This is a genomic window from Mesorhizobium sp. M0771 (assembly GCF_040320155.1).
In the GTDB taxonomy this organism is placed as follows: Bacteria; Pseudomonadota; Alphaproteobacteria; order Rhizobiales; family Rhizobiaceae; genus Mesorhizobium.
Genome location: NZ_JAMYPC010000012.1, coordinates 65,161 through 85,174, shown reverse-complemented (window position 1 = coordinate 85,174; position 20,014 = coordinate 65,161). Strand labels below are relative to the sequence as shown.

The following is a 20,014-nucleotide window of genomic DNA, read 5'->3' as shown; positions in this document are numbered from 1 at the left end:
AGCCGGCGTCACTATTGACAGTGTGCTGTCAATTTGGCTATATGACAGCATGCTGTCAAATTACATCGGGAACATGAGCATGAAAACCGTTTCGACCGTTTCGCGCCGCGCGTTTCTGCTGGCGAGCCTTTCATCCGCAATGCTCCTGCCCGGCATTGCTTCCAGCCAGACCAGGGAGACGACCATGAAGACCTCAACCATTGCCGGCCCGCAGGGCCAGCTTGCCGGCTACGACATCAAATCCGGCGGCGGCCTGCCGATCCTGTTCGCGCATGGCGATTGCAGCCGCGCCACACAGTGGAACCGGGTGATGCAGCTCACCGCAGGTGGCCGTGAGGCGGTCGCCTTCGATTTTCGCGGCCATGGCGCATCGGCGCCTGCAGCTGATGCCGACTACGGCTATGATGGCCGTGCCGACGATATTGGTGCGGTGGCCGATGCGTTCGGCCTGAAGCGGTTTGTCCTCGTTGCACATAGCGGCGGCAGTGGGGCCGCGCTCGCCTATGCCGCCGGCCATGCCGACCGTGTTGCCGGCATCCTGCTGATCGATCCGGCGACCGATCCGCGCGCCCTGCCCAAAGAGATTCGCGACGGGTTCGTGCGCGATCTGGCGGGGCCAAACGGCGGCGATGTCCTGAGCGCTTATTACACCTCGATCGCCGGCTCCAAACCAGATGTCCGCAAACAGGTCATCGCCGATGCGGCGGTGGTCGATCCGGCGGCTCGGGCAGGCGTCGGCAAGGCGCTGGCGGAATGGAATCCCGAACCGACGCTCGACGCCTATCACGGACCGATCTTCGTGCTGGCCACGGAGGCCAATGACAATGCGGCGGCCCTGTTTCGGCTGCGCAGCGGAATTGGCCACAGAACCGTCGCCGGTTCCGGCCATTGGGTGATGCTTGACAAGCCGGAGGCGGTGGCTGAAGCCGTCAACACTTTCGTTTCCACCATCGAGGCCGGCCAGAAATGACAAGCAGGACCGAAGCCGGAGATGTGCTCACCGAAATGGTGCTTGCCGTGTTCCGGCTGAATGGCGGGTTTCTCGACGCGGCCGACCGGCTGGCGGAGCCTGCCGGGTTGACGGCGGCGCGCTGGCAGGTTCTGGGCGCGGTGCTGAAGGAGCCAAAATCGGTGGCCGACATTGCCCGCGACATGGGGCTTGCCCGTCAGAGCGTGCAGCGCCTTGCCGACATTCTGGCCGCCGAAGGGCTCGCCGCCTATGCGGACAACCCGGCGCACCGCCGCGCCAAGCTCCTGGCGATGACCGATGCGGGCCGGGCCGCGATCAGGGATATCGGCACGCGCCAGCATGTCTGGGCCAACCGCATCAGCGAGGGCATCGAGCCTCGCGTGCTTGAGACCGCGCTTGATCTGCTGCGTATGTTGACGAAGCGGGTCGAGGAGGGCGGGGTCTGATCGACCGAGCGATTGTTTTTTGCGGCGGACGAAAGAAATCGTAATTCTGACATGTCACACGTTTCTAGCTTGCGCTATGAAACGCTAGGAGTGCTGGAATGCGGATATCGGCGATATGGGGTGCGGTGTTGGTGGCGCTGGGCGGTGTCGGCCTAGCGCGCGCCGATGTGAAGATGAGCGGCTCCTTCGTGGCCGATGCTGCCTGTCCAGCAACGCAGGCAATCAAGAGCGGCAAGAACCCCGGCAATATCGCGACAACGACTGGACAGAGCTACGACCTCCTGGCCGGCAACAAGGATGCGCCGACGCATTACCTCATCCGCGTGCCGGGCGCCGATCCTGAGCGTCGCTGGGTCAAGATCAGCTGCGGTCATGTCACCGGCGGCAGCGCAGCCGCCCAGCCGGCCGCGCCCGCCGATCAGGGCAAGCCTGCGGCGCCGGCTTCAGGAAAACCCGAATATGTTTTCGCGCTGAGCTGGCAGCCGGCCTTCTGCGAAACCAAGTCGAGCAAGCCCGAATGCCAGGCGCAGACGGCGGGCGGCTTCGACGCGTCGCATTTCACATTGCATGGGCTCTGGCCGCAGCCGAACGGCAATTTCTATTGCCAGGTGCCGGCGAGCGACAAGGCCAATGACAATCCGGCCCATTGGGCAGACCTGCCGCCGGTCGATCTCGATGCCGCTACGCGCGCCGAGCTCGACCAGGTTATGCCGGGCACCGCCTCCAAGCTCGAACGGCATGAATGGATCAAGCACGGCACCTGCTACGGCAAGAGCCAGCAGGAGTATTTTGCCGAGGCGCTGAACCTGATGCGGGCGGTGAATGCCTCGCCGGTGCGCGAGCTCTTCACCAGGAATGTCGGCAAGCAGCTGACTTCGGACCAGATCCGCAGCGCCTTCGACAGCGCCTTCGGCGCCGGGTCGGGCGCGCGGGTGCGTGTCTCCTGCCTGGTCGATCCGTCGAGCGGCAGGCGGCTGATCGGCGAGCTGACGCTCGGCCTGACCGGCCCGATCGGCCCCGACAGTTCGCTGGGCACTCTCATGCTCGCCTCGGCGCCGACGACCAAGGCGGGCTGTCCGAAGGGCTCGGTCGATGCGGCCGGGTTCCAGTAGGATATCCGTCTGTCGCTTGGCAGTGACGCGGTGATATGGTCTGGATGTGTTTCATTCGGCGGGGGTGGCGATGAGTGGCATGACATCAGGCGCGCTGGCGCGGCTGGCTTTCTGGGCCAGGGGGATGACCGCCATTAAAGACGGCCGCATGGAATGGCCGGGCTTTTCCTATACCGATGCCGAGTGGGCGCGCATGCGCGTGCTTGCCGCGCCGATCGGGGCAAGCCGCTACCAGCTGTTCACTTGGGTCAATGCCGCGATCTTCATCGCCATTGCCGCGCTCGGCATCGTCTGTGTCTTCCTGCCGCTGGCGACACTTTTGTTTCCGGTGCCGGCCGACACCAGCGCGCTCAAATTCTCGGCTCTGCTGGCGGCGTGTGCCTTCCTCATAATCGGGCTCGGCTTGCCGATCTCCATGCGCCTGTCGAGCGCGTTGGCCATCTCTCGGGAGATGCGCGCCGGTCTTGTCGGCGAAGCCGGTGACGAAGCGCTGGCAGCAAAAGTGTCTTGGCAGATCAACCGCATCATGCTGGTCATGTGCGGCCTGCTGGTGCCCGGCATTCTGTTGTTCATCGCTTATGACATCGATGCCAGTCCGATCATCACCGTGCTGAAATGGCTGGCCATCGCGCTGATAGCCGTTTCAGTTGCGGTCGGCGCGTTGCAGCAGCGCAAGCGGAGCTGACAGCCTTATCCGCTGACGCCACGCGTGGGCAATGTCCACGCAGTTAGGTCTTCGGCATCGTCATGCGCTTCGCCGACGACGCGGTCACGCCCGGTGGACTTGGCCCTGTAGAGACGCTCGTCGGCAAGGGCGAAGAGATCGGCAAGCGAGCCTACGGTCTCATCGACAGTGGCGATGCCGGCGCTGACGCTGATGTCGAACCGGTTTACGCACGCCTTGACGGCCTGGCGGAGGTTTTCTCCGAGCAACCTGGCGACCGCATGCGGCTGCGAGCAAAGGATGGCGAACTCCTCGCCGCCGATCCTGAAAACCTGATCGTGTGCGCCGGCCGCCTGGGTCAGCACCTGGGCGATCGATCTCAGCACCCTGTCGCCCTCGGCATGGCCGAAGCGATCGTTGATCGACTTGAAATGGTCGACGTCGACGATCAGCAGGCTGAGCGGTTGGGCCGTGCGCAGGCTGACGGCAACCAGACGTTCGCCGTCGCTGTCAAAGCGTCCCCTGTGCAACAGGCCGGTGAGGCCGTCGCGGCCGACATGTTCGACCAGGGCTTCGTAGCGCTCGCGATAGGTCAACGTGTCGAAGACGTCGGACAGCCCGCGGGGTGCCACGACCTGACGCGTTTCGAACCATCTGAGGTAGGCGACAAGCATGGCGCTGTAGGCAAAAGCGGCACCCATCTTGGCCAACCAGCCGCCGAAGAAGACCGCAATCGGTGCGCCTGCTACGAAATGCAGGGCGGTGAAAAATCCGGCCTGGTCGAAGGTGAGCACGCAGGCGACGCAAATCAGGATGCGGGAGAACGGCGCCTTGCGCAGATAACGCCCGAGCTTTTCGTAAAGCAGGATGATCAGGATGGCGTCGATGAAGAGCAGCGTCGTGCCCCACACCATCAGCCAGCCCAACTGGTCGATGAAACCGATATCGGGAAGCTTGCCGTCGGAAAGGGCTGAAATATCGTGCAGGCGCAGGATCAGGACCAGCCCGATCATCAAGGCGTTGCCGAGCAAAAGGCCATAGATCGGCTGGCGCACCGTGGCCGCATCTTCCTTCATGTAGAGCAGAAGCAGCATCACCAGCTTGCCGGAAAACAGCACCGCCGAGCCTGGCGAGACCATGCCGAAGGGCAGGGCGACATAGAAGACGCTGGCGAGATAGGTTTCGAGGAAATGCATGGCGCCCAGCGCGCAGACGAAGACGCCGAGGCCGATGCGATCCCTGAAGCGGAACAGCGTGACCATGACGCTGAAGTAGACGACCGCTTCGGCAAGGAGCAGGAAACTGTTCAGCACTACCTTCGGTCCGATCTCTACTTTCGATCGCGACAGGCCAGCGATCGATCCTGTTTTGACGCTGAAGGGTTAACCGGGGATTTCAACGCTCCCTACAACCGGCGGAAAACTTAACGTGCGGTGTACACCCGGCTTGAAATGGCAAAAGCGATTGCCGTTCGGCCCGGCATCGCCTACATAGCGGCCAACCTCCATTCAATCCGACATTTTCGGTCAATCATCAAGGAAAGCGCGCGTGGCACGCCAGTTCATCTATCACATGGCCGGCCTCAACAAGGCCTATGGCACCAAGAAGGTGCTTGAGAATGTCCATCTCTCCTTCTATCCCGACGCCAAGATCGGCATCCTCGGCCCCAACGGCTCGGGCAAGTCGACGATCCTCAAGATCATGGCCGGGCTCGACAAGGAGTGGAACGGCGAAGCGTGGCTCGCCGAAGGCGCCACCGTCGGCTATCTCGCGCAGGAGCCGGCGCTCGATGCCAACAAGACGGTGTTCGAGAACATCATGGAAGGCGTCGCCGCCAAGACCGCCATCATCGAGCGCTACAACGAATTGATGATGAACTACTCCGACGAGACGGCTGACGAGTCGGCCAAGCTCCAGGACGAGATGGACCGGCTCAATTTGTGGGATCTCGAACAGCAGGTCGAGATGGCGATGGAAGCGCTGGGCTGCCCGCCCAAGGATTCCGAGGTCACCAAGCTTTCGGGCGGTGAGCGCCGCCGCGTCGCGCTCTGCCAGCTGCTGCTGCGTCAGCCCGACCTCTTGCTGCTCGACGAACCGACCAACCATCTCGACGCCGAAACCACGGCGTGGCTCGAAAAGCATCTGCGCGCCTATCCGGGCGCCGTGATGATCATCACCCACGATCGCTACTTCCTCGACAATGTCACGGGATGGATCCTCGAGCTCGATCGCGGCCGCGGCATTCCCTATGAGGGCAACTACACCAAATACCTCGAAGCCAAGGCCAAGCGCCTCAAGCAGGAAGGTCGCGAGGACGACGCCCGCCAGCGCGCCATCGGCCGCGAGCGCGAGTGGATCCAGTCCAGCCCGAAAGCCCGCCAGACCAAGTCCAAGGCGCGTATCCAGGCGTTCCAGGAGCTGCTGGATGCAGCCGACAAGCGGCGTCCGAGCGATACGCAGATCGTCATTCCGCATGGCGAGCGGCTCGGCAATGTGGTGATCGAGGCGGAAGGCTTGTCGAAGGGCTTTGGCGACACGCTGTTGATCGAAGGCCTGGAATTCAAGCTGCCGCCAGGCGGCATCGTCGGCGTCATCGGCCCGAACGGCGCCGGCAAGACGACGCTGTTCCGCATGATCACCGGCCAGGAAACGCCGGATGCCGGCTCTGTCCGCATCGGCGAAACGGTGAAGCTCGGCTATGTCGATCAGAGCCGCGATGCGCTCGATCCGTCAAAGACCGTCTGGGAAGAAATCTCGGGCGGCGCCGAAGTGGTCAAGCTCGGCAAGTTCGAAGCCAACACCCGCGCCTATTGCGCATCGTTCAACTTCCGTGGCGGCGACCAGCAGCAGAAGGTCGGCAACCTCTCCGGCGGCCAGCGCAACCGCGTGCATCTGGCAAAAATGCTGAAGACCGGCGGCAATGTGCTGCTGCTCGACGAACCGACCAACGATCTCGACACCGAAACGCTGGCGGCGCTCGAAGACGCGCTGGAAAACTTTGGCGGCTGCGCCGTCATCATCTCGCACGATCGTATGTTCCTCGACCGGCTGGCCACCCACATCCTGGCCTTTGAAGGTGACAGTCATGTCGAATGGTTCGAGGGCAATTTCGAGGACTACGAGCAGGACAAGATCCGTCGTCTCGGCCCCGAAGCCGTCAACCCGCACAGGATGACCTACAAGAGGCTGACGCGGTAAGGGAGCAACCGGGGCGGCGAATTTCTCAACTGATACGAGGAAAGCTTGAATGACCGACTGGTCAGCCGCCCAATATCTGAAATTCGAGGATGAGCGCACACGGCCGGCGCGCGATCTTGTTGCGCAGGTGCCGGTGGATTTCCCGCGCCGGGTGGTCGACATCGGCTGCGGCCCGGGTAATTCGACCGAGCTGCTGGTCGAGCGCTGGCCGGATGCTGATATCAGCGGCTTCGACACCTCTCCCGACATGATCGAGAAGGCGAAGGCGCGCCTGCCCAGCGTCAATTTCGACCTCGCCGATGCCTCGACATGGCGACCGGCCGAGCCGGTCAACGTCATCTTCGCCAACGCGGTATTCCAGTGGCTGCCCACCCACCCGGTAGTGTTTCAGCGGCTGATGGGCTTTCTCGCCCCCGGTGGCGCGCTCGCCGTCCAGATGCCCGACAATCTGCTTGAGCCGTCGCATCAGGTGATGCGCGAGACGGCCGCCGAAATGCCGTTCGCCGCCAAGATGGCAGGTGCTGCGCGCGGACCGCTGCCGGCGGTGTCGTTCTATTATGATCTCTTGTCGCCGCTCTCCGACCGGGTGGATATCTGGCATACGGCCTACAATCATCCGCTGACCGACGCCGAGGCGATCGTCGAATGGGTGAAGTCGACGGGGCTGAAGCCTTTCCTCGATCCGCTGGACGCCGACGAGCGCAAGATCTTCCTCGACAGCTACACGGCCAAAATTGCCAAGGCCTATCCGAAGACCGCAAACCGCAAGGTGCTGCTGCGCTTCCCGCGCATTTTCATCGTCGCCAAGCGGGCCGGCTAGCACTCCCGATGACATCCGGCCACAGCCTATGGTTTAAGCCGGCGTAAACCGGTGGGGTGAGAAAAGTGTTGTGTCGCGCCCCCTGGTCGTTCACATGAGAACGACAACGCCTGCGCATGGACGGACTGGATATGCATCGCGTCATCATCAGCGGCATCGGCGTTGAAATCCCTGAAGCCAAGATCACCAATGAAGAACTGGTCGCCAGTTTCAACGCTTGGGTCGACACGGAGAATGCGCGCCGGCAAGGCCCGGATGAGACGCTGCTGCAGAAATCCGACAGCGCCTTCATCGTCCATGCCTCAGGCGTCCAGACCCGGCATGTCATCGAGCGCGAAGGCATTCTCGATCCGACCCGCATGGCGCCGCGCATTCCGGCGCGGCCCGATGATGCGCTGTCGCTGCAGGCCGAGTTTGGAGTGGCCGCGGCCCGGAAGGCGCTCGACCATGCCGGCCTGAAGCCGTCCGACATCGACCTGGTGATCTGCTCGGCCTCGCACCAGCAACGGCCCTATCCGGCGATCGCCATCGAAATGCAGGAGGCGCTGGGCACCAAGGGCGCCGGCTTCGACATGGGGCTTGGTTGTTCATCGGCCGCGGCCGCCTTGCACATTGCGGCCAATCTGGTGCGGGCGGGCGCGCACAAACGCGTGCTGGTGGTCACGCCGGAGATCATCACCGGCCATCTCAATTTCCGCGACCGGCAGACGCATTTCATCTTCGGCGATGCGTCGGTGGCGATGCTGGTCGAGGGGCTGGCCAGGGGCGAGAAGCGGCCGGGGCGCTTCGAGGTGCTGGACACGCGCACCTGGACGCAGATGTCGAACAATATCCGCACCAATCTGGGCTATCACACCCGCACCGCCCAGGACGATCCTTACATGATCAACCTCGAAGGCAATCTGATCAAGCAGGTCGGCAACAAGGTGTTCAAGGAAGTCACCGTCGCCGGCCACAAATTCATTGTCGAATTCCTCGCCGAGCACGGGCTGACGCCGCAAGCCATCAGGCGCTTCTGGCTGCATCAGGCCAATGCGCGCATGAACGCCATGATCCTGAAACTGGCCTTCGGCCACGAGGTCGACCACGACCGCGCGCCGATGGTGCTGGAGCGGCTCGGCAACACCGCCGGCGCCGGCGCCATCATCGCGCTGTCGGAAAACCACGCCGACATGAAGCCCGGCGATTTCGGCGTGCTGTGCGCCTTCGGCGCCGGCTATTCGATCGGCGGCGCGCTTTTGCGGATGCTGTAATCAGGCCGGCATGAACGGCACCAGCATCGGTACGCTGCGGGCATAATCGTCATAGGCGTTGCCGAGTTCTCCGCGCAGAAAGCGTTCCTCCAGCCTTGCCTTCATGACGATGCCGATGGTGAGAGGAATCGCGCCGGCGATGCCCCAGACCGTGCCTTTGGCCGCCATTGTGGCAAGGATCGCCAGAAGCAGTCCGGTATAGATCGGGTGGCGGACCATTCTGTAGGGACCGGTGTCGACGACACGGTGCTCGGCCTTGGCCGTCACCGAAGCCGACCAGAGACGGCCGAGATGCAACCGCGCCCACCAGGCGAACAACAGGCCAACGGCAACAAGCCCTGCGCAGATCCACGCTTCGGCAAGGGTCGGAAACCAGAATCGCAGCCGGCCGGCATAGCCATGCGCGGGAATGAACAGCAGCACCGCGCCGATCAACCACAAAGCGCGATAGCGAAGCTCCTCCTGGATGCCGGCACGCTTTTTCGCCGGGTCGGCCCAGAAGGCGGCTAGAAACCAGGACACGACCCAGATCAGCCAAAGCAGCGCGATTGCAGTCCCGGGACGCATGGAAACCTCCGCAGACTTGTCTCACCATGAGACCGGTGCAGCACGGCGGCAATGCGGCGCAGTACGATAGGATATGCGATCCGCGGTAAGAAGATCGTGATCGGCTGCCATCAGCCCGCTTGATCGGATCATCATTGCTTTGGACTGGACCGGGCTCATGGCTATCGCTAATGCGACCTTGCACAAGGAGTAAGCCATGCTGGATCTTTTCCCTGAGGCTCCGATCGAGATCATTTCAGCGCGAAAACTCGTAGCCAGGGTGACGGCGCTCTACGCCGCACCGTCGAATCACTTCCAGACGCGCCCAGTGGAAGGATTGCAACTCGGTTTCGAAGGCATCGACGGCGACTTCCACGCCGGCGCCACCCGTCGTTCCGGCGGTCGCGAACCCTGGTATCCGCGCGGCACCGAAATCCGCAACGAGCGGCAGATATCAATCGTAGCAGCGAATGAACTCGGCGTCGTTGCCGAGCGGATGGGGCTGGCCGAGATCAAGCCGGAATGGATCGGCGCCAATCTGCTGATCGAAGGCGTGCCGCATCTCTCGATGCTGCCGTCAGGCACGCTGCTGTTCTTCAGAGATGGCGTGACGATCAAGGTTGATGCGCAGAACGGACCTTGCCGGCTTGCCGGACGTTCGATTGCCGAAAACGCCGGGATGGCCGATCCGGAGGCCGGCGCGCTGGCCTTCCCGAAGGCGGCGAAACGGCTGCGCGGCCTCGTTGCCTGGGTCGAGAAACCGGGTCGTATGACAACAGGGGAAGAGATCTCGGTGCGCGTGCCCGAGCAGTGGATTTATCGATCCTAGCACCGGGCTAGGGCAAGGGCTGCGCCGCCGGGGCGACGCAGCCGGATTTCAAGACGCGCTCAGGCCGCCTTGCGGTTCTTCTTGGCGCCCTGCGCCTCGACGGAAACGTAGTCCACTTTTCCCACAGCGCGATGCGGTTGGCGTATTCCTGCTTGATCATCGGCAGGCCGCCATCGCCGAAGAAGACGCGCAGCGGCGGCTCGGCCGCGTCGACGATTTCAAGCATCGCCGGTCCGGTGGCCTCGGGGTCGCCGGCGACCGAGTTGGCGCGGCGTTCCGCCATCTTGGCGCGGGCCGGCGCGTAAGCCTCGATCGCTTTGGAGACCTTGGCCGAGGCGCCGGACCAATCGGTGGAGAAGCCGCCCGGTTCGACAAGCGTCACATGGATGCCGAATTCGGCGACCTCGATGCTGAGCGACTGGCTGAAGGCTTCGAGCGCCCATTTCGAGGCATGGTAAAGGCCGAGCGAGGCAAAGGCGTTGACGCCGCCGATCGACGAGATCTGGATGATATGGCCGGAGCCCTGCGCCCGCATGATCGGCAAAGCCGCCTGGGTGACCCAGAGCGCGCCGAACACATTGGTTTCGATCTGGTCGCGGGCTTCCTGTTCGCTGACTTCCTCGATGGCGCCGAAATGGCCATAGCCGGCATTGTTGATGACGACGTCGAGCCGGCCAAAGCGCTTGTGCGCCTCGGCGATGGCCGCATCGACAGCCTTCTTGTCGGTGACGTCGAGCTTGATCGCGGCGACATTATCGCCGTATTTCGCGACGAGGTCGGCGAGCGTGCCGGCATCGCGCGCGGTTGCGGCGACACGGTCGCCGCGAGCGAGTGCGGCCTCGGCCCAGACTCGGCCAAAGCCTTTCGACGATCCGGTGATGAACCAAACCTTGCTTGTCATGACGTGGAATCCTTGCCCATGCGGGCCGTGAACTGGAAGCGGAGGCTTCTCCGCTTCCGCGATATACGGTGCGTCGAGCGAATTTCCAGAGGCGAGGGGGAATCTTTTTGGTCACGACATCGTGTGGAGCAGGACCTTCGCCGGTCAGGGATAGCGCACCGGGCTCGACCAGGCCGGGTCGTCATGCTTTTGCCAGTAGAGCGCCATCAAGCGCTTTGTGATCCCGCCTATCTTGCCGTCGGCGACAGCAGCGCCGTCGATCACTGTCACCGGCATGATGCCGCCGGCGGTGGAAGTGATGAAGACTTCGTCGGCAGCCTTCAGCGCGGCAACGCTGACGTCGACGGCCGTGGTGGGAAGCGCTGCCTCGGCGCAGAGGTCGAAGACGGTGCGCCTGGTGATGCCGGGCAGCACGCCGACAGCGGGCGTCGACAGCCTGCCGTCCTTGACGCAGAACACGTTGAAGCCGGGGCCTTCGGCGACATTGCCGTTGAAGTCGAGAATCAATGCGGTTTCGGCCCCACGATCATAAGCGTCGTAGAGGCCGCGCACGAGGTCGAGCCAGTGGTAGTTCTTGATCGCCGGATCGATCGAGACCGGCGGAATGCGCACCTTGTCGCTAATGGCGACATGCAGGCCGCGCCGCAACTGCTCGGCATTGGCGACCGAGCCGAAGGGAACTGCGAAGGCCATGAAGCGGTTGACCGCCTGGCGCGGATCGCGGCTGAAGGTCGGCGAGGCGCCGCGCGTGCACAGCATTTCGACATAGGCGGCGCGATGGCCCGACAGCGCCACGCAATTGTGCAGAATCTCGGCCACGCCATCGCGGTCGGACGGGATCGTCATGCGCAGTTTTTGCAAGCCGGCGAAGAAGCGGTCGAGATGCAGGTCGAGTCGGAAGAAGCTCCCGTCCCAGACATGCACGGTGTCGTAGGTGGCGTCGGAATGCAGAAAGCCCCAATCCAGCACCGAGATCTTGGCTTGCGACATCGGCAGATACTGACCATCGAGAAAGGCGATGCCGTCGGGATAAGAATGCGGATCGATATGGCGATCCGACAAAGCCGGCAATGGCACAATGCTACCGGCTGCTGCGCTTCGGTTCATGGCGATTGGTCCCTTCGGCTTGATGCGGCAGATTCAAGCTAGTGGTCCCCTGCAGGCGGCATAGGGCCACCCAACCATCGCTGTTTGTCCTAGGTAGCACATTCGATATGCCCTATGGTCCGGCTTGAAAATATCCGGCCGGGAGGGGCAAAATGGGCAGATCTTTTCGGACCATCAGCTTTGCAATTTTCCTCGTCTTCGTCACTGGCCATGCCTTCGCGCAATGCGCTCGCGAGGGCGAGGCGCTGTGCCAGAACGGCCAGACCTATCGTTGCGAGAAGACGGGCAGCGAGCTGACGCCGATCTTTCAGAACGTGCCTTGCGTGGTCAACGCGGCGGGGCTCAACGGCGTCTGGACCGGCAGCGGTCATCAAAGTCCGGCCGGTGCTGCCGGCGCCGATTGGGCGATCGCAATGACAATCGGCGATGGCGCCGCGTCGATCGACTATCCGTCGCTCGGCTGCGGCGGATCGTTGACCCAGATTTCTCGCGACGACAGTTCGGCGGAATACCGGGAAAACATCAGCTACGGCCAGGACAAGTGCATCGACGGTGGCGGCATCACCGTCCGATTTTTCAAAGGGAACCTGTCCTGGACCTGGGTTGGCCAGGCCGACGGCCAGCCCTACAATGCGGTTGCCGTATTGAAGCGACGGTAGCTGAAGTTATTCCTCTTCGTCCTCTGCATCGAGCAGGCGCGTGGCGCGCCAACGGGTCAGCACCATGTTTGTTTGCTCGATGACGAAGAACCGCGCCGAGTCGCGGTCATAGCCCTCGGCCAGCAGCTTTTCATAGTCGGTATGGCCGTGCCTGATATGGGCGATCGTCGCCAGCCAGACCGCGATGCCCGGCGGCAGCGTCTTCATGTGCACGGCGCCGGCCTCGGTGCGGATTTTCTCCATATCGGCATAGGGCGCCAGGGGCAGCAGTGCGGTCAGCGCCTTGGCGATGGCGCGGCGGCGGCCGGTGGGCGCGCTCATTTTTCGTCACGCCCGGCAATGGTCGCCTCGGGAAAGGCGTCGGTCGAGGCGAAATAGGGCTTGATGTCGATCACCGGGGTGCCGTCGAGCACATCGATGGCGTCGATGGCGATGCGGCCGTGGTCGATGTCGACGGCGATCAGCCTGGCGATATGCAGCCCGACTGGGTTCGGCCGGGCAGGGGAGCGCAGCGAGAAAACGCCTTTCGGCTCAGCCGCATGGCGGGGTCTCTGGACAATCAGTGCCCGCGGCGCGTGATGCAGCCAGGACAGGAGGACGATGTGGCTGGCCCGCTCCAGCGCAAGCAGGCCGTCGCGATAGGGTGGGTCGATGAGAACGGTGGCCGCCTGTCCTGTCTCGCGGGCGGCGCGCATGTTCTTCGGGCAGCTTTCGCGCGTGGTCCATGGCGAGGCGATGCGGCCGATAAACACGATATGGCCATCCGCCGGCATGTCAGCCGGGTCGGCCTGCAGGAGCTTTTCGCCGTCGCGCTTCTCGAACATGGCTTTCGCCCTAGCACAAGTTTCCAGCTGATCGTCAGGGAAAAGCGGTTCTCTCAGGCGGGGATCATGTGTGCGGCATTTTCTTGTCAGGATGCGACATAGGCCTTGCCATGTCGTCAAAGCTGACATAAACATATGTTTATATCTTTTTCAACGAGAACGCGCCGATGCATGTTTCGCTCGATACGATGGTTGATACGTTGAAGGCTGCGGCCGAATCGAGCCGGCTCCGCATCCTGGCGCTGCTGTCGCGCGGCGATCTCACCGTGTCCGACCTCACCGAGATCCTCAGCCAGTCGCAACCGCGGGTGTCGCGGCATTTGAAGCTGCTGCTGGAGGCCGGGTTGATCGGCCGCTACCAGGAGGGCTCGTGGGCCTTCTTCCGGCTGTCGGATACGGATTCCGCGCGCGACTTCGTCATGGGGCTGGTCTCCGGCATTCGCGGCGCCGATCCGCAGGTCGAGCGCGATCTCGAGCGGTTGGCATCGGTCAAGCGCAAGCGGCAGGACCGTGCCGCCGAGTATTTCTCCGAGAACGCCGCCAGCTGGGATCACATCCGCTCGCTGCATGTGCCGGACCGCGCCGTGGAAGCCGCACTCCTCAAGCTGGTCGGCAAGCGGCCATTCCAGTCGATGCTCGACCTCGGCACCGGTACCGGGCGGCTGCTGGAGATATTTTCGCCGCTCTACCGGCGCGGTGTCGGCATCGACATGTCGCGGGAAATGCTGACGGTGGCGCGGGCCAATCTCGACAAGGCAGGCATCGCCAATGCGCAGGTCCGCCAAGGCGACATTTTCGCGCCGCCGGTCGAGCGCGACGCCTTCGACCTCGTCACCATCCATCAGGTGCTGCACTATCTCGACGATCCGGCACGCGCCATTCGCGAGGCGGCGCGGCTGCTGCGTCCGGCGGGCCGGCTGGTGATCGTCGACTTCGCGCCGCATGCGCTGGAATTCCTGCGCGACCAGCATGCGCATGTCAGGCTGGGCTTTTCCGACCGCCAGATCTCCGAATGGTTTGCCGAGGCCGGGCTCGATCTCGAGGATGCCCAGGAATTCGAGCCGCGCGGCGGCAACGAAGCCAGGCTGACCGTCAAGCTGTGGCTCGGCCGCGACCGCCGCATGCTGATGGCCGAGCCTTCAAATGACACCCAACCCACCAAAGCGTACCCTATGGGGGAAATCGCCTGATGAACCAGTTCCGCTTTTCCCGCCGTCCCGACATCGGCGACAAGGTGCGCGTTTCCTTCGAGTTCTTCCCGCCGAAGACCGACGAGATGGAAGCCAGGCTCTGGGACACCGTCACCAGGCTGGAGCCGCTGAAGCCGAGATTCGTCTCGGTGACCTATGGCGCCGGCGGCTCGACGCGTGAACGCACAGCGCGCACGATCAAGCGCATCCTGAACGAGACGACGCTGACGCCGGCGGCTCACATGACCTGCGTCGACGCCGCCCGCCATGAGGTCGATGCCGTGGTCCGCGAATTCGCCGATATGGGCGTGAAGCGCTTCGTCGCCTTGCGTGGCGATCCGGCGGCCGGCGTCGGCACCGCATACCGGCCGCATCCCGATGGCTATGCCAATGGCGCCGAACTTGTCGGAGCGCTGAAGGACGCCGGCGATTTCGACATCTCGGTCTCGGCCTATCCCGAAAAGCATCCGGAAAGTCCGGACTTTGCCACCGACTTCGACATGCTGAAGCGCAAGGCCGACAATGGCGCGACGCGGGCGATCACCCAGTTCTTCTTCGACAACGATCTCTACGAGCGTTACGTCGAGAAGGCGCGCCGCGCCGGCATCTACATCCCGATCGTGCCCGGCATCCTGCCGGTGCACAATTTCACCCAGGTCGCCAATTTCTCGGCACGCTGCGGCGCGCTGGTGCCGGCATGGCTGGCCGAGCGGTTCGAAGGGCTGCACAACGATCCGCAGACGCATGCGCTCGTGGCGTCTGCCGTGGCGGCCGAGCAGGTGCTCGATCTCGTCGAGCGCGGCGTCAGCGACTTCCATTTCTACACCATGAACCGGGCCGACCTGGTGTTTGCCATCTGCCATATGATCGGCATCCGCTCCCACGAAACAGAGGCAGCTGGATCCGCCGCCGCCTGAGCTTCATCGTGGTATGAAATCTGAAATGCAAAAGGCCGGGCGAAACACCCGGCCTTTCGAATTTGTGGGCTATTGCTGCTGTTCTTCCGCTCCGGCGGTTACGGAAGAACACCTATGATAAGGGCGCCAATGAAGGCAAATGCAGCACAGATCATCAATGCGTTGATTGGCCTCGTAAGTCCCATGTCATAGTCTCCTCTTCAAGAGCTATGGGTGGAGTCTAGGGGCATTTGTGCCACAGGCAAGCGGAAAATATGCTGCAATGCGACGCGATTGTGGAATTTGCGACCTGCCACCTGTCGTTAAGCGTTGAAACTCTTCGGCAAAAGCCGCTGGCAGCCTGTGAATAAATTGTGACGCGCCGTGGCGAAAGCGAGGCATGGCAGCGCTACCAGACCTAAAGCGCGTCGTTGTCCCAAAACCGCTGCGCACTTTTGGTCGACAGGCATTAGCGCCGACCAAACAACCGCCCGTCGATCGTCACCAGGCCAAGCGCGATCAGTGCCATGCCGCAGAACTCGAACAGAGCGAGCCGCTCGCCGAGGAACAGGAGGCCGAGTAGGATGGCGCTGGCCGGGACGATGAGCGTGACCAGCGAGGCGTTGGTGGCGCCGGCCGAGGCGACGAGGTTGAAATAGAGGATGTAGGCGAAGGCGGTGGAGAGCAGCGCCAGCGCCAGCACCGCCGTCCAGACCGGCGGCGAGGCCGAGAACAGGCCGGCCGGGCCATAGGTGAGCAGCACCACCGGGATCATGATGATGGTCGACGCCGTCAATTGTCCGGTGGCGATGACCGGCGAGGGCACGCCCTTGAAGCGGCGGGCAATCATCAGCGCGACGGCGTAAGACAGCGAAGCGCCGATCAGCGCGAATTTCGCCCAGACCGGGCCGCCGAGCCCGGCCAGCAGGCCGGGGCCGATCATGACAGCGGTGCCGGCAATGCCGAGCCCGATGCCGGCAAGCTTGTTCCAGGAGAGCTTTTCGTCCGCTGTCAGCGCGTTGGCGAGGATCAGCGTCCAGAACGGCGTCGTCGCATTGAGCACCGAGGCGACGCCGGCGCCAAGCGCGGTCTGGCCGGCAAAGATCAGCGAGAACGGGACGACATTGTTGGCGAGCGCCAAAAGGAAAAACAGGCCGGCATGCGGGAAGGCGAGACGGAAGGACGGACCGCGAATGCCGAGATAGAGCTGCAGTGCAATGGCCGCGATGGCAACGCGAAACAGCACCAGCACCAGCGGGTGCATTTCGGCAACGGCGATGCGGGCAAAGAAGAACGAGCCGCCCCAGATGGCGCCGAGCAGCAGAAGCTGTCCCCAGTCCCTCAGCGTCATCGGTCCGCGCTGCACGGCTGTCGTGGCTATTGCCATCGTGAACGTCCTTCCCCGCGGCATCAATGCCAGCCACTCAGGCAGAAGGCATATCGGGTCCGGCGACAAGAGCCACCCGAAACCTGATTGCTGGCAACAGTGCTGCCAGGAGGGTGCGCCGCTGGGTCAGTGCCCGCCAGACACAGAATTGTTTTCTTTGGCCGCTAGCTTGGATTAATTGTGCGCAGCCGAGAAGTCAGGGGATTCGTCCATGCAGCGATTCGAGAATGCCCGCGAGGCGGCGCTGGCGCTTCGGCCGGACGATCCGGTCTACTGCTTTCGCCCGCAGGTGCTGAAGGCGGATGCCAAACAGTTCATGGGCATGTTTCCCGGCAAGACCGCCTACGCAGTCAAGACCAATGGCGAGCAGATCGTGCTGAAGGCGCTGGTCGAAGCCGGCGTCACCGCTTTCGATGTGGCCTCGCCCGGCGAGTTCGCCGCAGTGCGCGCCGTCTCACCCGACGCCGAGATGCTCTACATGCATCCGGTCAAGGCGCAGTCGGACATCAAGCTTGCGCTGGAAAAATACGCCATCCGGGTCATTTCGCTCGACCATGAGGACGAGATCACCAAGCTGACGCGGGTGGTGCGGGCGCTTGACATCGATCCGGGCTCCATCAGCGTGTTCGTGCGAATCCAGACCAAGGGTTCGGCGGCCTATGAACTGTCGAAGAAATTCGGCGCCGGGCCGGCCTATGCGGTGGAACTCGCCGAGCGGCTCAACCGCACCGGCTACAAGGTCGGCCTGTGCTTCCATGTCGGCAGCCAGATCGAGGATCCCGACACCTATGAACGGGCACTGGCCTCCGCCGATTGGGTGCGCAACCGGCTGACCTTCGACATTGCGGGCCTCGATGTCGGCGGCGGCTTTCCCGCCGAGTACGGCCATGACCCCAATCGCAAGCAGATCGAGATGCCGTCGCTCGGCCAGATCATGTCGCGGCTGTCGGGCGACCTGAGGGAATACCAGTTCGACCAGATCCCGTTGGTGGCCGAGCCCGGCCGGGTGATCGTGGCGCGCTGCCTGTCGCTGATCGTGCGGGTGCTGCTGCGCAAGGGCAAGCGGCTCTACATCAATGACGGCATCTGGGCGTCGCTGTCGGATTCTTGGACCGGCAAGATCACACTGCCGGCCCGCTTCATCCCCGATCCGGCGATCCGCTCGCGCAATGGCGAGGAGAAGAACATCGTGCCGTTCAAGGTCTGCGGCGCGACCTGCGATTCCGTCGACATCCTGTCGCGGCCGTTCTGGCTGCCGGAAACCGTCGACACCGGCGACTGGATCGAGATCGGCCATATCGGTGCCTATTCGCTGTCGCTGAGAACCCGCTTCAACGGCTTTTATCCCGATACCTTCGTCGAGGTGACGACACCCTTCGATGAAGGCGATGCGCCGCAGGGATTCGCCAGCCTGGAGACAATGGCGGATTAGGCGACGCCTCCACCGGCCTGGATATTCTCGCCGGTCAGCCAGCGGGCCTCGTCGCTGGCCAGGAAGACCGCGACATCGGCAACGTCGCGGGGCGCGCCGATCCTGCCAAATGGAGACATGCCGGCCGCCACGGCGCGATCGCGCTCGGGAAGCAGGTCCGTGTCGGTGAAGCCAGGCGACAGCGCATTCACGGTGATGCCGCGCGGTCCGAGTTCACGCGAGAGCACACGGACGAATTGTTCGACGGCGCCCTTGCTGCCGAGATAGAGCGCCGTTTGCGTGAAGAACATCTTGGTGCCGCCGGTGGAGACCGCGATGATGCGGCCACCGTTTCGCACACGGCGCGCTGCTTCCTGAAGCACGAAGAAGGTGCCCTTGGCATTGGTGCCGAAGACATGGTCGAAATCGGCTTCGGTTGCCTCCGTCAGAGGCTTGATGACGGCGACGCCGACATTGGCAACCACGATGTCGATCGCGCCGAACTCACTCTCAGCCTCGTCAAACAGGCGATGAATATCCGAGACGCTTGATATGTCGGCCTGGACGGCGATCGCCTTTCCTCTCCTGCCGGCGATGGCGGCCACGACCTCGTCAGCGGCTTCGTGGTTGCCGACATAGTTGACGACGACGGCAGCGCCCTTGGAGGCGAGTCCTTCGGCGATGGCTCGCCCAATGCCGCGCGAACTGCCGGTGACGAGTGCGGTTTTGCCTTGCAAGGACTTGGGCATGATACGTTTCCTTCAATCATTCAGGCCCGTGCCGGTTTCATCTGACGGGTCCGCTAGTCGAGAAATAGGGCCATGCAACTGATCAGATAATGGCCTATTATCTGACTAGCTTGTTAATCTAGGGATACACAATGCGCGGTTCTGAATTCGCCGAGCTCAAGGCATTCGCCGCAATCGTGGAAGAGCGTAGTTTCGTCCGCGCCGCCGCCCGGCTGCGTGTTTCCCCGCCGGCGCTCAGCCAGTCGATTCGGCAACTGGAGGCTCGCATCGGCATCAGGTTGCTGAATCGCACGACGCGTAGTGTTTCACCCACTGGTGCCGGCGAGACGCTGTTTGCGCGCCTTGCCGTTGCGTTCGAAGAGCTGGAGGGCGCCGTAGCGGACATTCAAGCCGCGCGTGATCGGCCGGCGGGTTCGCTACGAATAAACGTGCCGCGTGTTGCCGCGGTGCGGTTCATCGGCCCGATCCTTGGCGACTTCCAACGCGCCTATCCTGATATCGCGCTGACCGTCATCGTCGACGATACGCTGACCGACATTGTTCGAGGACGGTTCGATGCCGGAATCAGGCTTGGCGAGCGGCTGGAGAAGGACATGGTGGCAGTGAAACTGAGCGGGGATTTGCAGATGGCGGCGGTGGCCGCTCCCGTCTATCTCGAAAATCGGGCCATACCGCGCCATCCGCAGGAGTTGCATCAGCACCAATGCATAACATTCCAGTGGCCTGGTGGCGGCAACCTCTATCGATGGGAGTTCGCGCGCGGCAAACGGTCTCTGGAAATCGCCGTCGAGGGCAGCCTGACTGTTAACGACACCGAGCTGATGCTGAACGCGGCGCTGGGTGGAGCAGGCGTTGCCTACATGATCGACTATCAGGTCCAGTCCTGGATCAATGCGGGCAGGCTGATGAGATTTCTAGAGCCCTGGTCGCCCAGCTTTCCAGGCTTCTTCCTGTATCACCCGAGTTCGAGGCACGTCCCCCCGGCTTTGCGGGCATTTATCGACTTCGTCCGGGCAAGGAGTAGGGAATAAGGAACCCAGCTTGGGCAGATT

Annotated in this window: 20 protein-coding genes and 1 pseudogene; 13 read left to right on the top strand and 8 right to left on the bottom strand. The window is 63.1% G+C overall.

Annotated features, from left to right (window positions below):
- The first annotated feature begins 79 nt into the window (after nucleotides 1-79).
- From NKI05_RS19140 to NKI05_RS19125, 4 genes are all read left to right on the top strand, one after another.
- Nucleotides 80-970 carry an alpha/beta fold hydrolase gene (locus NKI05_RS19140; protein ID WP_196814903.1) on the top strand — a complete coding sequence of 297 codons (891 nt, stop codon included), beginning with the start codon at nucleotides 80-82 and terminating at the stop codon, nucleotides 968-970.
- Nucleotides 967-1,416, top strand: a complete 450-nt coding sequence (locus NKI05_RS19135) for a MarR family winged helix-turn-helix transcriptional regulator (RefSeq protein ID WP_023815585.1) — start codon at nucleotides 967-969, stop codon at nucleotides 1,414-1,416. The genes NKI05_RS19140 and NKI05_RS19135 overlap by 4 nt, the downstream gene beginning before the upstream one ends.
- Before the next feature lie 98 nt (nucleotides 1,417-1,514).
- Nucleotides 1,515-2,528: a ribonuclease T2 family protein gene (locus NKI05_RS19130; RefSeq protein WP_023815584.1), complete on the top strand. Its 1,014-nt coding sequence runs from the start codon at nucleotides 1,515-1,517 to the stop codon at nucleotides 2,526-2,528.
- A 70-nt stretch (nucleotides 2,529-2,598) separates the two neighbouring features.
- Complete coding sequence (locus tag NKI05_RS19125) at nucleotides 2,599-3,213, top strand: hypothetical protein (RefSeq protein ID WP_031194875.1); 615 nt, start codon at nucleotides 2,599-2,601, stop codon at nucleotides 3,211-3,213.
- 5 nt (nucleotides 3,214-3,218) lie between these two features.
- Here NKI05_RS19125 and NKI05_RS19120 read toward each other — a convergent pair whose 3' ends face one another.
- A complete protein-coding gene (locus NKI05_RS19120; protein WP_023705571.1) occupies nucleotides 3,219-4,505 on the bottom strand; it encodes a GGDEF domain-containing protein in 1,287 nt (428 codons plus the stop codon).
- Between the two features lie 235 nt (nucleotides 4,506-4,740).
- On the opposite strand from NKI05_RS19120, the gene ettA reads away from it, so the two are divergent.
- The 3 genes from ettA (at nucleotide 4,741) to NKI05_RS19105 (ending at nucleotide 8,463) form a co-directional block, all read left to right on the top strand.
- Nucleotides 4,741-6,390, top strand: a complete 1,650-nt coding sequence (gene ettA / locus NKI05_RS19115) for an energy-dependent translational throttle protein EttA (protein ID WP_023725379.1) — start codon at nucleotides 4,741-4,743, stop codon at nucleotides 6,388-6,390.
- A gap of 49 nt (nucleotides 6,391-6,439) precedes the next feature.
- Entirely contained in the window at nucleotides 6,440-7,210 is a 771-nt protein-coding gene (gene tam, locus NKI05_RS19110; protein ID WP_023815583.1) for a trans-aconitate 2-methyltransferase, read from the top strand.
- Nucleotides 7,211-7,341: 131 nt separating this feature from the next.
- Nucleotides 7,342-8,463 carry a beta-ketoacyl-ACP synthase III gene (locus tag NKI05_RS19105; RefSeq protein ID WP_023815582.1) on the top strand — a complete coding sequence of 374 codons (1,122 nt, stop codon included), beginning with the start codon at nucleotides 7,342-7,344 and terminating at the stop codon, nucleotides 8,461-8,463.
- On the opposite strand, the gene NKI05_RS19100 is transcribed toward NKI05_RS19105, so the two are convergent.
- Nucleotides 8,464-9,030: a methyltransferase family protein gene (locus NKI05_RS19100; RefSeq protein ID WP_023815581.1), complete on the bottom strand. Its 567-nt coding sequence runs from the start codon at nucleotides 9,028-9,030 to the stop codon at nucleotides 8,464-8,466. It lies immediately after the preceding gene.
- Between the two features lie 196 nt (nucleotides 9,031-9,226).
- Here NKI05_RS19100 and NKI05_RS19095 point away from each other — a divergent pair, with 196 nt between their 5' ends.
- Nucleotides 9,227-9,838: an MOSC domain-containing protein gene (locus NKI05_RS19095; RefSeq protein WP_352792906.1), complete on the top strand. Its 612-nt coding sequence runs from the start codon at nucleotides 9,227-9,229 to the stop codon at nucleotides 9,836-9,838.
- Nucleotides 9,839-9,897: 59 nt separating this feature from the next.
- Here the strand turns inward: NKI05_RS19095 and NKI05_RS19090 are convergent.
- Together NKI05_RS19090 and NKI05_RS19085 are read right to left on the bottom strand one after the other, a co-directional pair.
- Nucleotides 9,898-10,739: pseudogene (locus tag NKI05_RS19090) on the bottom strand (SDR family oxidoreductase).
- 144 nt (nucleotides 10,740-10,883) lie between these two features.
- Nucleotides 10,884-11,846, bottom strand: a complete 963-nt coding sequence (locus tag NKI05_RS19085; protein WP_023815580.1) for a D-amino acid aminotransferase — start codon at nucleotides 11,844-11,846, stop codon at nucleotides 10,884-10,886.
- A gap of 152 nt (nucleotides 11,847-11,998) precedes the next feature.
- Here NKI05_RS19085 and NKI05_RS19080 point away from each other — a divergent pair, with 152 nt between their 5' ends.
- The gene (locus NKI05_RS19080; RefSeq protein ID WP_023682159.1) at nucleotides 11,999-12,505 is read left to right on the top strand and encodes a hypothetical protein; all 507 of its coding nucleotides are present in this window, start codon (nucleotides 11,999-12,001) and stop codon (nucleotides 12,503-12,505) included.
- Between the two features lie 6 nt (nucleotides 12,506-12,511).
- Here NKI05_RS19080 and NKI05_RS19075 read toward each other — a convergent pair whose 3' ends face one another.
- Both NKI05_RS19075 and tsaA read right to left on the bottom strand, forming a co-directional pair.
- On the bottom strand, nucleotides 12,512-12,826 hold the full coding sequence (locus tag NKI05_RS19075; RefSeq protein WP_023668245.1) for a DUF2293 domain-containing protein: 315 nt from the start codon (nucleotides 12,824-12,826) through the stop codon (nucleotides 12,512-12,514).
- Nucleotides 12,823-13,329: a tRNA (N6-threonylcarbamoyladenosine(37)-N6)-methyltransferase TrmO gene (gene tsaA, locus NKI05_RS19070; RefSeq protein ID WP_023815579.1), complete on the bottom strand. Its 507-nt coding sequence runs from the start codon at nucleotides 13,327-13,329 to the stop codon at nucleotides 12,823-12,825. Before tsaA ends, NKI05_RS19075 begins: the two co-directional genes overlap by 4 nt.
- Nucleotides 13,330-13,496: 167 nt before the next feature.
- Here tsaA and NKI05_RS19065 point away from each other — a divergent pair, with 167 nt between their 5' ends.
- Together NKI05_RS19065 and metF are read left to right on the top strand one after the other, a co-directional pair.
- The gene (locus NKI05_RS19065; protein ID WP_023688015.1) at nucleotides 13,497-14,519 is read left to right on the top strand and encodes an ArsR/SmtB family transcription factor; all 1,023 of its coding nucleotides are present in this window, start codon (nucleotides 13,497-13,499) and stop codon (nucleotides 14,517-14,519) included.
- Nucleotides 14,519-15,436 (top strand): methylenetetrahydrofolate reductase [NAD(P)H], encoded by a 918-nt coding sequence (gene metF / locus NKI05_RS19060; protein WP_023682156.1) that lies wholly within the window; start codon nucleotides 14,519-14,521, stop codon nucleotides 15,434-15,436. Before NKI05_RS19065 ends, metF begins: the two co-directional genes overlap by 1 nt.
- A 448-nt stretch (nucleotides 15,437-15,884) precedes the next feature.
- Here the strand turns inward: metF and NKI05_RS19055 are convergent, their stop codons facing one another.
- A complete protein-coding gene (locus tag NKI05_RS19055; protein ID WP_023682155.1) occupies nucleotides 15,885-16,802 on the bottom strand; it encodes a DMT family transporter in 918 nt (305 codons plus the stop codon).
- 211 nt (nucleotides 16,803-17,013) lie between these two features.
- Here NKI05_RS19055 and NKI05_RS19050 point away from each other — a divergent pair, with 211 nt between their 5' ends.
- Nucleotides 17,014-18,234, top strand: coding sequence for an alanine racemase (locus tag NKI05_RS19050; protein WP_023668250.1), 1,221 nt, complete (start codon nucleotides 17,014-17,016; stop codon nucleotides 18,232-18,234).
- Here NKI05_RS19050 and NKI05_RS19045 read toward each other — a convergent pair.
- Nucleotides 18,231-18,962: an SDR family oxidoreductase gene (locus NKI05_RS19045; RefSeq protein WP_023682154.1), complete on the bottom strand. Its 732-nt coding sequence runs from the start codon at nucleotides 18,960-18,962 to the stop codon at nucleotides 18,231-18,233. The two genes, NKI05_RS19050 and NKI05_RS19045, sit on opposite strands and share 4 nt — an antisense overlap.
- Before the next feature lie 131 nt (nucleotides 18,963-19,093).
- Here NKI05_RS19045 and NKI05_RS19040 point away from each other — a divergent pair, with 131 nt between their 5' ends.
- Complete coding sequence (locus NKI05_RS19040; protein WP_023682153.1) at nucleotides 19,094-19,993, top strand: LysR family transcriptional regulator; 900 nt, start codon at nucleotides 19,094-19,096, stop codon at nucleotides 19,991-19,993.
- Nucleotides 19,994-20,014: the final 21 nt, after the last annotated feature.

What these genes read in the sequence shown, in the direction of transcription:
- NKI05_RS19100 (WP_023815581.1), bottom strand. Translation starts at nt 9,030, where the DNA reads ATGCGTCCCGGGACTGCAATCGCGCTGCTTTGGCTGATCTGGGTCGTG.
- tsaA (WP_023815579.1), bottom strand. Translation starts at nt 13,329, where the DNA reads ATGTTCGAGAAGCGCGACGGCGAAAAGCTCCTGCAGGCCGACCCGGCT.
- NKI05_RS19130 (WP_023815584.1), top strand. Translation starts at nt 1,515, where the DNA reads ATGCGGATATCGGCGATATGGGGTGCGGTGTTGGTGGCGCTGGGCGGT.
- NKI05_RS19125 (WP_031194875.1), top strand. Translation starts at nt 2,599, where the DNA reads ATGAGTGGCATGACATCAGGCGCGCTGGCGCGGCTGGCTTTCTGGGCC.
- NKI05_RS19075 (WP_023668245.1), bottom strand. Translation starts at nt 12,826, where the DNA reads ATGAGCGCGCCCACCGGCCGCCGCCGCGCCATCGCCAAGGCGCTGACC.
- NKI05_RS19085 (WP_023815580.1), bottom strand. Translation starts at nt 11,846, where the DNA reads ATGAACCGAAGCGCAGCAGCCGGTAGCATTGTGCCATTGCCGGCTTTG.
- metF (WP_023682156.1), top strand. Translation starts at nt 14,519, where the DNA reads ATGAACCAGTTCCGCTTTTCCCGCCGTCCCGACATCGGCGACAAGGTG.
- NKI05_RS19095 (WP_352792906.1), top strand. Translation starts at nt 9,227, where the DNA reads ATGCTGGATCTTTTCCCTGAGGCTCCGATCGAGATCATTTCAGCGCGA.
- tam (WP_023815583.1), top strand. Translation starts at nt 6,440, where the DNA reads ATGACCGACTGGTCAGCCGCCCAATATCTGAAATTCGAGGATGAGCGC.
- NKI05_RS19105 (WP_023815582.1), top strand. Translation starts at nt 7,342, where the DNA reads ATGCATCGCGTCATCATCAGCGGCATCGGCGTTGAAATCCCTGAAGCC.
- NKI05_RS19065 (WP_023688015.1), top strand. Translation starts at nt 13,497, where the DNA reads ATGCATGTTTCGCTCGATACGATGGTTGATACGTTGAAGGCTGCGGCC.
- NKI05_RS19055 (WP_023682155.1), bottom strand. Translation starts at nt 16,802, where the DNA reads ATGGCAATAGCCACGACAGCCGTGCAGCGCGGACCGATGACGCTGAGG.
- NKI05_RS19045 (WP_023682154.1), bottom strand. Translation starts at nt 18,962, where the DNA reads ATGCCCAAGTCCTTGCAAGGCAAAACCGCACTCGTCACCGGCAGTTCG.
- NKI05_RS19040 (WP_023682153.1), top strand. Translation starts at nt 19,094, where the DNA reads ATGCGCGGTTCTGAATTCGCCGAGCTCAAGGCATTCGCCGCAATCGTG.
- NKI05_RS19080 (WP_023682159.1), top strand. Translation starts at nt 11,999, where the DNA reads ATGGGCAGATCTTTTCGGACCATCAGCTTTGCAATTTTCCTCGTCTTC.
- NKI05_RS19050 (WP_023668250.1), top strand. Translation starts at nt 17,014, where the DNA reads ATGCAGCGATTCGAGAATGCCCGCGAGGCGGCGCTGGCGCTTCGGCCG.
- NKI05_RS19140 (WP_196814903.1), top strand. Translation starts at nt 80, where the DNA reads ATGAAAACCGTTTCGACCGTTTCGCGCCGCGCGTTTCTGCTGGCGAGC.
- NKI05_RS19135 (WP_023815585.1), top strand. Translation starts at nt 967, where the DNA reads ATGACAAGCAGGACCGAAGCCGGAGATGTGCTCACCGAAATGGTGCTT.